The sequence below is a fragment of the Achromobacter aegrifaciens genome (genome assembly GCF_902859965.1).
Lineage (GTDB): Bacteria > Pseudomonadota > Gammaproteobacteria > Burkholderiales > Burkholderiaceae_B > Achromobacter > Achromobacter aegrifaciens.
In genome coordinates, this window is record NZ_CADIKO010000009.1 from 25602 (window position 1) to 38748 (window position 13147).

The window sequence follows — 13147 nt, forward strand, 5'->3', positions numbered from 1 at the left end:
GGTTGAATACTGGGTGCAGCTCGATTTGGTCGTCGCGAGCCGCGCGACGACCATTTCCGCCTGGGAATCAGTTCGAGAGTTCCCGGCGGACGATTTCCGCGCCGGCGCTCAAGGCGCTCAGCTTGCCTCGTGCGACTGCGCGGGACAAGGGAGCCATGCCGCAGTTGGTGCAAGGATAGAGCTTGTCGGCATCGACAAACTGAAGCGCCTTGCGCAGGGTGTCGGCGACTTCCTCGGGAGTTTCAATGGTGTTGGTTGCCACATCAATGGCGCCCACCATCACTTTCTTGCCCCGGATGAGTTCGATCAGATCCATAGGGACGCGCGAGTTCTGGCATTCCAGCGAGACGATGTCGATACTGGATTTTTGCAGCTTGGGAAAAGCCTCTTCGTATTGCCGCCACTCCGATCCCAGCGTCTTCTTCCAATCCGTATTGGCCTTGATGCCATAGCCATAGCAGATATGGACGGCGGTTTCGCACTTGAGCCCTTCAATGGCCTTTTCCAGCGTGGCCACGCCCCAATCATTCACCTCGTCAAAGAACACGTTGAATGCGGGCTCGTCAAACTGGATGATGTCGACACCCGCAGCCTCCAGCTCCCTGGCTTCCTGATTGAGAATCTTGGCGAACTCCCACGCCAGCTTTTCGCGGCTTTGATAGTGGCCGTCGTAAAGCGTATCGATCATCGTCATGGGACCCGGCAAGGCCCATTTGATCGGTTGCTTGGTCTGCTGGCGCAAGAACTTGGCATCTTCGACGAACACCGGCTTGCGGCGCGCCACGGCGCCCACAACCGTCGGCACGCTCGCATCGTAGCGGTCGCGGATCCTGACGGTCTTGCGGTTCTCGAAGTCCACGCCTTCCAGGTGCTCGATGAACGTCGTCACGAAATGCTGACGCGTTTGTTCGCCATCGCTGACGATATCGATGCCGGCGTGCTGCTGTTCCTGCAGCGACAGACGCAGCGCATCCTGCTTGCCTTCGGCCAAGCCCTCGTCCTGCAATTTCCAGGGCGACCAGAGTTTCTCGGGTTCAGCAAGCCAGGAGGGTTTAGGCAAGCTGCCGGCAGTGGAAGTAGGGAGCAATTTTTTCACAATAGATGCCTTGATATTTTTGATTGGTCAAAGAGGGTAGTTGGCGGACCACTGCTCAAGAATCGCCTGGTGCGGTTTGATGAAGTGTTCCTCGACAAACCTTCCCTGCTCGATAGCCAATTGGCTACGTTCCTCTCGATCGTAGACAATCCGGGTCAAGGAATAATCCTGATGCTTCAAACTGGGCTGATAGGATTTTCCTGCCGCGGAGTTCGCGTTGTAGATCTCTGGCCGGTATATCTTCTGGAAGGTATCCATCGTGCTGATGGTGCTGATCAGCTCCAGATTGGTGTAGTCGCTCAGCAAATCGCCGGAAAAATAAAAAGCCAAAGGCGCGGCGCTGTTCGGCGGCATGAAGTAGCGGACCTTCATGCCCATCTTCTTGAAGTATTCGTCAGTCAGGGAATATTCATCCTGCTGATATTCAACGCCCAGTACGGGGTGCTGATTTTCAGTCCGATGATAGGTCTTGCTGCTCGATACGCTCAGGCATATCACGGGCGGCTTGCTGAAGTGCTGCTTGTAAGTGCTTGAATTTACAAAGCACTTGAACAGCTTCCCGTGCAGGTCTCCGAAATTCTCTGGAGCGCTGAATACCGGCTGGTTCTTGGTGTGTTCCAGCAGCAGCACGCTGAAGTCATAATCCCGCACGTACGAGGAAAAGTTATTCCCGACGATGCCTTCGATGCGTTCGTTGGTCTTCTTGTCGACGATGCTCGTCTTCAGTATTTCGATCAAGGGGAGGGCATTGCCGCTGCTTGCGCCGGGGATGCTCATCTCGACGGAAATGATCTCAAGGTTGACGGCGTAGCGGTCGCCCTTGGGATTGTCCCAATGCGCCAGGGCATTGAAGCGGTTGTCGATCATCCGGAGGGTGTTGCGCAGGTTCTCCTGGCGACTCGTGCCCCGGGCCAGATTGGCGAAGTTGGTTGTGATCCGCGTATTGTCTGAAGGACGATAGTCCTCATCGAAACAAATGCTCTTGATGGCAAATGCAAACTCTTTACTCATGGTGCTCTGCTGCCCTGAATCCTGAGATAAAACCCGCGTCTATTTCCTGCTTTTCCAGCGCTGCCTGTTTTCTTTCTTTATTCAGCAGTCTTGACTTTGGCGGTACAGGGGGCGTAGTTTATGTCGGGCAATCCATGAATAAAAGTGAATTGATCTAATGGATCAATTAGTCTGATTCATGGATGAGCGCGCGGCCGATCTGCCGGAAGATCAGACCGCCTGACGAGCAGCCGCAGCCGCGAATCAAGCCGTGGCAGGCTTTTTCGCTTGTTCAATGAATGCGCGCAGATAGTCGATGCCGATATCTGCCTCGCGTGCACCCAGATAGATGTGTTTGGCAATGCCTTTCTTGCCCAAGCGGACTGGCACCACATGCATCGTGTCCGCGTACTCCAGCACCAGCCACCGCGGCAACGCCGCCACCCCACGGCCGCTGGCGACCATTTGCAGCATGATGTCGGTGGTCTCGATGGCCTTGTGGCGCTTGGGTATGATGCCGGCCGGCGTCAGGAACATGTTGTAGATGTCGAGCCGGTCTACCGGCACCGGATAAGCCACCAGTACTTCGTTGGCAAGCTGTTTGGGAGTGACGTACTCCTCCCGGGCAAGAGGGTGGTTGCCGGCGACGACCAGCACTTGTTCGTAGTCGAACACGGGCTCGAACACGAGCCCGGGTTTGTTCAGCGGGTCAGGCGTGACCAGCAGGTCGATTTCGTAGCCGAACAGCGCCCCGATGCCGCCGAACTGGAATTTCTGCTTCACGTCCACGTCCACATCCGGCCAGGCTGCCAGATACGGCGAGACGATCTTCAGCAGCCATTGATAGCAGGGATGGCATTCCATGCCGATGCGCAGCGACCCGCGTTCTCCCTGGGCGAACTGGCGCAGTCGTTCTTCGGCCAGGGTCAGTTGCGGCAATACCCGGTTGGCCACCGCCAACAGGTATTGGCCGGCTTGCGTGAGCCTCAGGCTGCGGCCTTCGCGCAGCCAGATGTCGGTGCCCAGTTGCTGCTCCAGCTTCTTCATGCTGTGGCTCAGGGCCGACTGCGTCACGTGCAGGACGCCTGCGGCGGCAGTCAGCGAACCCTGCTTTTCGACCTCCTGCACGATGGATAGATGGACACGATCAAGCATGATGAAAATTCATGGTTTATTGAGATAAAACCATTTTACTTAATCGTTTCGCTCTATCAGAAGGTCCCGCGCACCGTCAGCGTCGCGTTGCGGGGCTCGCCGTAGAAGCTGCCCCAGCCCGGCGCGCCTATCGTCTGGTAGTAGGTTTTGTCGAACAGATTGTTCACGTTCAATGCCGCCGACCAGTTCTTGTTGATCTTGTAGCCGATGCGTGCATTCCAGACGGCGTACGGCGCCTGCGAGACCCGCACCGAGCGGGTTTCCGTGTAGCTGCCGGTCTGGTAGTTCACGCCGCCGCCCAAGGTCCACGCCGACCATTCGCCGGGCAGGCGGTAGTCGGACCACAGGCGCAGGATGTGCTTGGGCGTCACCGTGCGTCCAAAGTTGGTGCTCGATACCTCGGTGTCGTCCAGGAACTTCAGGGTGTTGAAGGTGTAGCCGGCAAACAGCTGCCAGCCCGGGGCCACCTCGCCGCTGATTTCGGCGTCCACGCCCTGGCTGCGTACCTTGCCGCTGGACAGATAGCAGATGTCGCCCACGGTGCAGGCGCTGACCAGGTCTTGCTGGGCGCGGTTTTTCTGGTCGACGCGGAAGAGCGCGAGCGAGGCGTTGACCCGGCCGTCGAGCAGCTCGCCCTTGATGCCTGCTTCGTAGTTCTTGCCCATGATGGGGTCGAGTATCTGGCCCGACGCGTCCACGGCGTTCTGCGGCTCGAAGATTTCCGCAAAGCTGACATAGCCGGACCACTGGGGATTGAAGGCGTAGATCAGGCCGCCGTACGGTGTGACGACGCCGTTTTCCTTGTAGGGGTCGGTGTACTGCTTGCCGTCGTCGCGGTACTTGCCGGTGTTCTCGTACCAGCTGACGCGGGCGCCCGCCACCAGCGTCAACGGATCGGCCAGCTTGAAGCGGCCGACGCCGTAGACGCCGGTCTGCTTCATCGTGATGACGGTCGCGGCGCCGCGGTAGGCATTCTCGCGCAACCAGTCGTCGGTGGGCTCGGGCACGTGGTGATCCGGATCCCAGACGTTTACGGCGCGGTTCAGGCGCGCGGTCGCGAAATCGTTCTTGCTGGTCAGTTCGTTGATGCTGGCGCCCACGCTGATCGAATGCTTGCGGCCCAGCGCCTCAAACGCGCCGTCCACATCCAGGTTGAGCGCCTTGTTGTGCGTGGAGAAATCGAAGATGCCGGCGTACATCGTCGGCCCCAGTCCGGTGGCCGGATTGACCGCGCCTTCGGTGAAGGCGTATTTGGAATCGTTGGACTCCTGGGTGGAAGTCCCGGTGAGTTTCAGCGACCAGTCCTGGTTGAAGCGGTGCGCAAGCTCGGCGAACACGGTGGTCTGCTTGCCGTTCCAGCGGTTCCAGTCTTGCGAGAGCGAGGTCGAACGCTTCAGCCCGATGTCGTCGCCGTTGGTGTAGTGGGGCAGGCCGTGGAAGAACGGCGTGGATCGCAGTTCTTCGTAGCTGACGCCGCCGGTCAAGGTGGTGGCGGGGCCCAGGTCGTAGCTGAGTACGCCATACAGCACACCGGTGCGGCTGTCGGCGTTGTCGTAGAAGTAGTCCCGGTCGTTGTAGCTGGCCACGGCGCGTCCGCGCAGGGAGCCCGACGCGTTCAAGGGGCCGGTCGCATCGATGTCGGCGCGGTAGTTGTTCCAGGAGCCGCCGCTGGCTAACAACTGCACCTGGTTTTCGGCCAGCGGCCGCTTGCGCACCAGGTTGACCGCGGCGCTGGGCGAGCCGGCGCCCTGCAGCAGGCCGGTGGCGCCGCGGATGATTTCGACCCGGTCCAGGATCACGGTGCTGCTGGTGAAGCTGTTGGCCTGGGGGTAATAGAACGCGCGGTTGACGCCGTCGAACTGGTAGCTGTCGACGCGGAAGCCGCGCGAGAACACATAGTTGCCGCCCATCGGGCTCTTGTAGAGCGTCATGCCGGTGCTATTGGCCAGCACGTCGTCCAGCGTGTTGGCGTTCTGGTCGTCCATGCGCTGGCGCGTCACCACCGTGACCGACTGCGGAATCTCCTTCAGGGTCTGCTCGCCCTTGCCTATGGTCACGAACCCGCTGGTATAGCTGCCCGTGCCTTCGGTGACGGCCGGATCGGCCATGCCTGTCACCGTGACTGGCGCAAGCGTGGTCGCTTCGCCCTGCGGAATGCGGCGCAGGTGATAACCCTCTCCGTTGGCGTTGGCCACGGCTTGCAGGCCCGTGCCTGCGAGCAGGCGCGTGAGGCCCTGTTCCGCGGTGTAGCGGCCGGTAAGCCCTTGCGTCATCACCCCGCGGGTCAGCGTCGGCGACGCGGCCACGGTGACGTTGGCGGCGACGCCGAACTGGCCCAGCGCTTCGTCCAGCGTCGTGGGGGCGATGGCGAAGGCGACCCCTTGCGCGGTCGCGGGCTGGGCCCAGGACACGGCGGGCGCGGCGAGCGGGGCCATTGCGGCCAAGGCCAGATGGACGGCAAGGCGCAAGCGCGCCGGGACTGCCCCGGGGGTCTGGGGCGCGGCAAGAGTAGAGGATGTATGGCGTGCTGCCATGAGGGCTTCCTGGTTCGTCGATGGGTAAGGCCAGACCGCGGGCGCCTCGGGTCTGTCTCTATGTCTAACGAACCACATCCGAAAATCTTCGCCGTCGTTACAAATTTCCTGGAAGACCGCCCAGGCTGAGGCTCTGCACGTCAGGCGCGATCGACGCTGACCCAGTAGCGCGTGCGGTATCGCAGCCTCAGGTCCAGCACGCCGGCCAGGACTTCCAGCGCCCGGTCGGTGTCGTCGATGCGGAACGCCCCGGTGACTTCGAGGTCCGCTACCCTGGGGTCGCAACGCAGGACGCCGACGCGGTAGCGCCCCAGTTCCGCGAGGAACTGGTCCAGCCGCATGCGGTTCGCGACCAGCATGCCGGCGGCCCAGGCAGGCTCCGTGCCGTCGACACGGGTTGCGGGGGCCAGCGTGCGTCCGTCGAATTCCGCCTGTTCGCCGGCATGCACGACCCGCCCGGCGGGATCCACGCGCACAGCCCCTTCAAAGACGGCAAGCCGCGTCGAGCCATCGCTGTCGTCCAGCTGGCGGACGGTAAAGCGCGTGCCCAGCGGCGTGAGCAGGCCGTGCCGGGTCTGCACGCTGAAGGGGCGTCCGGCGCCATCCGCGCCCGTTGCGATCAGGATTTCTCCGCTGCGCAGCGTGACGCGGCGTTGCTGCGCGTCGTAGCGCAACGCCACGGCAGTGTCGGTGTTCAGCGTCAGGAGGGTGCCGTCAGGCAGGGTCATGGTCCGCTGCTCGCCGGTGGCGGTGCGATAGACGGTGCTGCCTTCCCACCAGCCTTCGCGCGCGCCCGCCCATGCCAGCGTGCCCAGGCAGATGCCGCCCGCGGCCCATTTCATGACGCTGCGGCGCGAACGCTGCTCGCAGTAACGCAGGATGGTCTGGCTGGCGGCGCCTTCGGACACCTTGCCGGTGTTGATGGTGTGGACCTCGCGCCCGATGCCCTGCAGGCGCTGCCAAGCCAGTTCGTGGCGCGCGTCTGCCTGACGCCAAGCCGCACAGGCGGCTTGCGTGGCCGCATCGGGCGCGTCCCCGGTCCGCATCATCCAGAGCGCCGCCTGCTTGATGATGTCGGGATGCAGCCGTTCGGCTTGGGCGGCGCTCATGCGTACAGCACCGCGTAGCAATGCTCCCAGGCCTTGACGATGTCGCGCTGCACGGCCGCCACCGAAATGTCGAGCTGCTGGGCGATGTCGCGGTAGGGCAGGCCTTCCACCTGCGCCAGCACGAAGACCCGGCGCGCCCGCGGCGGCAACTGCTCCAGCATGCGGCATACGGCGTTCAGCGCCTCCATCACCAGCGCATGCGTTTCGGGACTGGGCTCGACGGCCTCGCTGCGCGAGGCCAGCGTTTCCAGATAGGCCTGTTCCACCGCGCGGCGGCGCGACTGGTCGATAAGGAGGCGCTTGGCGACGGTGGTGAGGAAACCGCGCGGCTCGGCGAACGCCGCGCGCGACTCGCTGCGCATGACGCGTTCGAAGGTGTCGTGCGCCAGGTCCGCGGCGTTTTCGGTATTGCCGCTGAGCCGGCGGCGCAGCATCTGCACGAGCCAGCCGTGATGCTCTCGATACAGGCTGACGAAATCGTCGGAGGAGGCAAAGTCGGCGCTAGGCAAGGGGGCTTCCGTTCAAACGCTAATGGGAATGATTGCTAATTGTATAGGATCATCATTCCGGGCGTGCCTCGCGATGCCGCGCCGCATTGGCCAGATCCGCAATCGGCGCCAGCAACCCCCGATCAAAACTCTCCATCGCCGCGCCCGCGCGCAATCTTGCGGGCCAATCGGAATGTGTCAGCGCGCCACGCCCGAGCGAAACGAAGTCCGCTTCCTGCCGCGCCATCATCCCGTTGGCCGCCATCGGGTCATGCAGCGATCCGTTGGCCAGCACCGGGACCGCGACGTGCCGCCGCGCCAATGCCGCGAGGCTTGGGCCCTGATCTCCAAAAGCCGGACGCCAGGCCTCGAACTCGGTCGTGTGCAGGTAGTCGATGGGCTGGGCGCCCAGCGTGCGATAGATCTGCGCCGCATCCGCCTCGCCGCCTTCCCACTTGTGGGTGAAGTCATTGACCTTGCCCTGGGAGCTGCGCACGCCCACGACATAGCGCTGCCCCGTAGCCTGGCGTACGGCCTGGATGACTTCCAGCGTCAAGCGCAGCCGGTTGTCCAGGTTGCCGCCATAGCGGTCTGTGCGCAGATTGGTGTGGGTGGTGAGGAACTGGTCCAGCAGGTAGCCGTTGGCGCCGTGTATCTCGACGCCGTCGAAGCCGGCCTCCTGCGCCCGGCGCGCGGCCTGGGCAAAGCCGTCGATGGCCTCCGCGATGTCCTCGTCCGACATGGCTTCAGGCGTCCGGTACGGCCCATCGCCCCGATAGAACGCCATCTGCTGTCCCTTGGGCTGTACGGCCGAGGGACCCTTCGTCGTGCCGCGGTATGGGTTGCCCTGCGACAGCGCACCCGCATGCATGAGCTGCGCGACGATGCGGCCGCCGTGCGCATGTACACGGTCGACCACGGCGCGCCAGGCGTCACGCTGGGCGTCGTCGGTCAGGCCGGGCTGGAACAGGTAGCCCTGCGCATGCGCCCGGTCGGTATAGATGCCCTCGGTGATCACCAGGCCGAAGCCGCCGGCCGCGAAGGCTGCGTAGTAATCGGCCATCTGCGGCGTGGCGCGGCCATCTTCCGTGGCGCTGACGCGGGTCATGGGGGCGACGGCGAGACGATTGGCCAGGGTCAAGCCCCTTTCCAGCTGCAGCGGCGTGAACAGTCCGGCCTGCGCCGCGTCGTTCGTACGATAGTCGAGCGCGCCCATGTCAACGGCCCTCCTGCGGACGGACGGCCGCGATGGCCTCGATCTCGATCATGGCGGCCGGGTCGTAGAGCGCCTTGATCTCGGCGATCGTGTCGGCGGGGTAGGGAGCCGAGAAGTGGCGGCGGCGCAGCGTGACCACGTCCTGGAAGTGCCCCATGTCGGTGACGAAGATGGTCACCTTGATGACGTCCTTCAGGCTGGAGCCGCCGGCTTCGAGCGCGCGGCGCAAGTTCAGGAAGGCTTGTTCGCCCTGGGCCAGAAAGCCGCCCTCGACGATCTTGCCGTCATCGCCGGCGCCAGCCTGGCCGGAGATGAACAGCAGATTGCCGAACTGGATGCCTTGCGACAGCAGGAAGGGTTCGTAGTTGTCGGGCTGGGTGATGACGCGCTGTAGCATGATGCGATTTCCTTCATTTATGGTTGATCTGTGAATCAGCGCGAGAATCGCTGGTCCATGCCGTAAATGTAGAAATCTGCCGGGACGCTGACAAAGGTTCATTTATCAGCTATAAGATGAGAAAATCTCATCCATGACCATGCAACGCCGATCTCTTCCGCTCTCTGGACTGCGCGTATTCGAGGCCGCCGCGCGCCTGGGCAGTTTCAAGGCCGCCGCCGAGGAACTGGCCGTCACGCCGACCGCCGTCAGCCATCAGATCCGCGCGTTGGAAGCGCAGACCGGGCTGGCGCTGTTCGATCGCCACGTGCGCAGGGTGTCGCTGACTGAGGCGGGCGCACAGCTCTATCCTGTGCTGCGGGATGGTTTCGATGCCTTCGAGGCGGCGCTGGCGCGTTTGACGCAGCAGCGCACGCGGATGCAGGTGACCATCTCCGCGACCAACGCGTTCACGGTGAAATGGCTGGTGCCGCGCATGGCGGATTTCCGCAGCAAGCATCCGGGCATCGATCTGCAGTTGCAAGCCAGCGACGACGTGGTCGATCTGCGATCGGCCGCGGTCGACATCGCGATCCGCTATGGCCGCGGGCCGTATCCGGGCCTCGTCGCGCAGCCGCTGTTCACGGACCGCTTCGCGCCCGTGGCGAATCCGCGGCTGGGCGTGGCATCGCCGGACGATCTGGCCGGCGTGCCCTTGATCCGTTTCAACTGGAAGTGGTCCCATCCGGACAATCCGACCTGGGAGCGCTGGTTCGCGGTCGCGCAGCGTTCCTTGCCGCGGCAGGCGGGCCAGTTGCGCTTTTCCGATGAAGGCCACGCCATACAGGCCGCCGTCGCCGGCCATGGCGTGGCGCTGGTCAGCCTGGCGTTGATCGCCGAAGAATTGGAAGCGGGCCATCTGGTGCAGCCCTTCGGCCCGGAGATCGCCGGGCATACCTACCATCTGGCCATGCCCGCCGACCGGCCGCCCTCGGCGCCTGTCCAGGCGGTTGCGCATTGGTTGAGCATGCAGGCGGTGGCGCAAGAACCGGGCCGCAAGAAAGCGTAGGCGGTCTGGCCGGAACGGGTTCGCCGTTGTCAGCGAGCCGCTTTTGCAAGCACTTCCATGGCAGCCGCCTTGGCGCGGCCGAACTCCGCATGGTCGTCCATCGACGCGGCGACGTTGGCGTATGCCTGGTAGGCCAGCAGCTCCATGACCAGTTTCGCCTCGTCGGCGTCGGCTGCGATTTGCCCCTGCGCCCGGGCCTCGCGGATCAATCCGTAAAGACGCGTGCGTCCTGCTTCGCGGTATTGCTGGATGGCGTCGCGCAAGGGGCCGGGACGCGCACGATATTCGCTGCTTACTGCGGTGATGACGCAGCCGCCCGGAAGCTGGCGGGTTTCCACGAAATCGAACCAGCCGTTCATCAGGGCGCGCAGCCGCGTCAGCGGCGTGCGCTTGCGCATGGCTGGCTCGACAACCTGGGTCTGGTACAGGCCTATCGCATGGGCCAAGGCCGCCAGTTGCAGGTTTTCCTTGTCGCCGAACAGAACCTGAAGATTGCTTTTTCCCACTTCAGCCAAGTCGGCCACCTGGCCGAAGGTCAGGCCGCCCAGTCCTTCGACGGAGAGGAGCTTTACGGCTTCGTCGAGCACGCGGGCTCGCGCGCGCTCGCCGCGCAAGCGGCGGCCATCGGATGGGGGAGAGGGGGGCAACGGTTTCATCGGACCTTGTTTTTCTGCTTGCACGGGTTTCATTCTTTCACGATACTATAAATACGATCGTACATATATAAATGTGAAGAATGAACGCTGAATTTGCGCTGCAAGCTGAAAAGAACCGCCCCTGGCGCGCCCTCGCTGTGCTGTTGACGGGCAACTTCGTGACGATCCTGGATCTCTTCATCGTCAATGTCGCATTGCCCAGCATCCAGAGCGGCTTGTCGGCATCGGATACCGATTTGCAGCTGATCGTGGTGGCTTACGCATTGGCTTATGGCTTGTGCCTGATCAATGGCGCGCGTTTGGGCGACCTGTTCGGGCGGCGGCGCTTGTTCCTGGCCGGCATGGGGCTGTTCACCGTGGCTTCGGCGTTATGCGGGGTGGCGGTCACGCCGTGGCAGCTCATCCTGGCGCGCGCCCTGCAGGGCGTGGGGGCGGGCGTGCTGATGCCGCAAGTGCTGGCTTCGATAAGAGTGGTGTTCGAGGGCGAGGCGCGCAGGCGCGCGTTCGGCATCATGGGCGCGGTGCAGGGCGTGGCCGCAAGCATTTCACAGTTGCTGGGCGGCATGCTCATCACGCTGAATCCGCTGGACTTGGGGTGGCGGCTGGTGTTTCTCATCAACGTCCCGATCGGCATTGCTGCATTGCTGGCGGGGCGGCGGGCGCTTCCCGAATGGCGCGCGCCGGTTCCGACGCGGGTGGACCTGCGCGGCGCGCTTGCGGGCGCTGCCGGGCTGGCCCTGATCCTGGTGCCTGTCATGGAGGGACGAGAGCATGGATGGCCCTGGTGGTCGCTTGCGGGGCCCGTGCTGGCGTTGGGTGTGCTGGCGTATTTCGTCCGCTATGAGAAAGCGCTGGCCCGGCGCGGTGGCGTGCCTGTGCTGGATATGGGCTTGTTTGCCAACCGGCCATTCGTGGCAGGCATAGGCGCGGTGTTTTTCTTTTTTTCAGCCATCAGTTCGTTCTTCTTCGCGTTGACGCTGCTGTTGCAGTTCGGGCTGGGGTTCGCGCCGCTGGCGGCGGGCGCCGTGTTCACGCCTTCGGCGCTGGCGTTCTTTGGCGCGTCGCTTGCCGGTCCGAAACTGGCCACCCGCTATGGACGCGGGGCGCTGCTGTTCGGTGTGCTGGTCTTTACCGCGGGCTTGGCGCTGTCCGCGGTTACCGCCGCCACGCAGCCCCAGAATCTGGCGCTGTTGGTGGCGTCACTGGTGCTGAATGGCGCGGGGCAAGGGCTGGTGATCCCGCTGGCATTCAACGCCATTCTGGGGGCGGTGCAGGAGGAACAGGCCGGCATGGCTTCCGGCATGCTCAGCACCTTGCAAGTCGTCGGGACTTCCGCGGGCGTGGCGGTAGTGGGCGGCGTCATCTTCACGATGCTTGAGGCCGCGGGGAGCTTGCCCGCCAGCGACGGCGCATCGATCTACGGAGGCGCGCTGGCGGCGGCCATGCTTTACAACATTGCGGCTGCGCTGCTCAGCCTCGTCCTTTTCAGGCTGGCGACGCGCCGATAGGCGCCAAGAATCCGTTCCAACATTCCCGGGTGAACTCATACAGCGCATCCTGTGCCGTCAACGGAGTGCGCCCCGCCAGCCGGGCCAGCGCATAGTGCCCCTGGCGCTGCGGGTCGGACGGGATCGGCACTTCGACCAGCGGCCCGGCTTCCTGCTGCTGCCGCGTGACGCAGATCACGCCCAGCAGCAAGGCGTCCGTGCGCAGCGCCAGTTCCACCAGCGCGTCCAGATTCTCGCAGCGGTGGGTGACCATTTGTTCCGGCGCGCCGCCCGGCCCCAGGGTTTCCGCGAGCCGCAGCGAGACTTCCGGGCTGAGAGTGGTGGATGCCACGGGGTACTGGCGGACCTGTTCTATGCCGGGCCGCTTGTGGGCAAGGATGGGATGGCCCTTGCGACACACCAGGCCCGCGCGCAGCGGGGGCAGGGCGCGGGTTTCCAGGTCGGCCGCGTCATACAGCATGCGGGCGTCGCAGACCATGGCGTCGATGCGTTCGTCGCGCAGCATTTCCAGCAAGGCGGCGGTGGCGCCCAGTTCGACGCCCACGCGTACCTGGGGATGGCGCTCTGCCATGTGGGCCAGGAAGGGCGACAGCAGCAGCGATGCGGGCGCCGGGCTCAGGCCGATGGACAGCGTGCCCGATTCGCCGCTGTGCAGTGTTTTCAGTTCGCGCTGCAGCTCCGCTTCTTCGAAGCGCATGCGGCGCGCGCGTTCGGCCACGCAGGCGCCGTAGGGCGTGAGGCGCACGCGACGGGTGCCGCGGTCGAGCAGAGGCAGGCCCAGTTCGGCTTCGAGCGCCTGGATGCTGCGGCTGAGCGCCGGTTGCGACAGGTTGACCGCCTCTGCGGCGCGCGAGTAAGTGCCGTGTTCGACCACCGCCAGCAGGTGTTTGAGTTTCTGGAAATCCATGTCCAAGCCGCATAAATACTATGAAATAAATGCATTGGAATTA

At 63.7% G+C, this 13147-nt stretch carries 11 protein-coding genes and 1 pseudogene; 2 read left to right on the forward strand and 10 right to left on the reverse strand.

Annotation, left to right across the window (positions count from 1 at the left end):
• Positions 1-67 precede the first annotated feature (67 nt).
• From HV793_RS30695 to HV793_RS30730, 8 genes are all read right to left on the reverse strand, one after another.
• Positions 68-1096 carry a methionine synthase gene (locus HV793_RS30695; protein ID WP_118933039.1) on the reverse strand — a complete coding sequence of 343 codons (1029 nt, stop codon included), beginning with the start codon at positions 1094-1096 and terminating at the stop codon, positions 68-70.
• 27 nt (positions 1097-1123) lie between these two features.
• Positions 1124-2107 carry a DUF1852 domain-containing protein gene (locus HV793_RS30700; RefSeq protein ID WP_054456515.1) on the reverse strand — a complete coding sequence of 328 codons (984 nt, stop codon included), beginning with the start codon at positions 2105-2107 and terminating at the stop codon, positions 1124-1126.
• 243 nt (positions 2108-2350) lie between these two features.
• Positions 2351-3241 carry a LysR family transcriptional regulator gene (locus tag HV793_RS30705; RefSeq protein WP_054456516.1) on the reverse strand — a complete coding sequence of 297 codons (891 nt, stop codon included), beginning with the start codon at positions 3239-3241 and terminating at the stop codon, positions 2351-2353.
• 56 nt (positions 3242-3297) lie between these two features.
• Complete coding sequence (locus HV793_RS30710) at positions 3298-5676, reverse strand: TonB-dependent siderophore receptor (RefSeq protein ID WP_244958714.1); 2379 nt, start codon at positions 5674-5676, stop codon at positions 3298-3300.
• Positions 5677-5915: 239 nt separating this feature from the next.
• Positions 5916-6884, reverse strand: coding sequence for a FecR domain-containing protein (locus HV793_RS30715; protein ID WP_175214452.1), 969 nt, complete (start codon positions 6882-6884; stop codon positions 5916-5918).
• A complete protein-coding gene (locus HV793_RS30720) occupies positions 6881-7393 on the reverse strand; it encodes a sigma-70 family RNA polymerase sigma factor (RefSeq protein ID WP_054456519.1) in 513 nt (170 codons plus the stop codon). The genes HV793_RS30715 and HV793_RS30720 overlap by 4 nt, the downstream gene beginning before the upstream one ends.
• A gap of 52 nt (positions 7394-7445) precedes the next feature.
• Positions 7446-8588: an NADH:flavin oxidoreductase gene (locus HV793_RS30725; protein ID WP_175214453.1), complete on the reverse strand. Its 1143-nt coding sequence runs from the start codon at positions 8586-8588 to the stop codon at positions 7446-7448.
• A gap of 1 nt (position 8589) precedes the next feature.
• A complete protein-coding gene (locus tag HV793_RS30730; protein ID WP_054456521.1) occupies positions 8590-8985 on the reverse strand; it encodes a RidA family protein in 396 nt (131 codons plus the stop codon).
• 139 nt (positions 8986-9124) lie between these two features.
• Between HV793_RS30730 and HV793_RS30735 the strand changes: the two genes are divergently transcribed.
• Positions 9125-10033 carry a LysR substrate-binding domain-containing protein gene (locus tag HV793_RS30735; protein ID WP_175182278.1) on the forward strand — a complete coding sequence of 303 codons (909 nt, stop codon included), beginning with the start codon at positions 9125-9127 and terminating at the stop codon, positions 10031-10033.
• Positions 10034-10062: 29 nt separating this feature from the next.
• Here HV793_RS30735 and HV793_RS30740 read toward each other — a convergent pair.
• A pseudogene (locus HV793_RS30740) lies at positions 10063-10754 on the reverse strand (TetR/AcrR family transcriptional regulator).
• Positions 10755-10769: 15 nt separating this feature from the next.
• On the opposite strand from HV793_RS30740, the gene HV793_RS30745 reads away from it, so the two are divergent.
• Positions 10770-12197 (forward strand): MFS transporter, encoded by a 1428-nt coding sequence (locus HV793_RS30745; protein ID WP_175214454.1) that lies wholly within the window; start codon positions 10770-10772, stop codon positions 12195-12197.
• Here the strand turns inward: HV793_RS30745 and HV793_RS30750 are convergent.
• Complete coding sequence (locus tag HV793_RS30750) at positions 12175-13104, reverse strand: LysR family transcriptional regulator (RefSeq protein ID WP_175214455.1); 930 nt, start codon at positions 13102-13104, stop codon at positions 12175-12177. The two genes, HV793_RS30745 and HV793_RS30750, sit on opposite strands and share 23 nt — an antisense overlap.
• Positions 13105-13147: the final 43 nt, after the last annotated feature.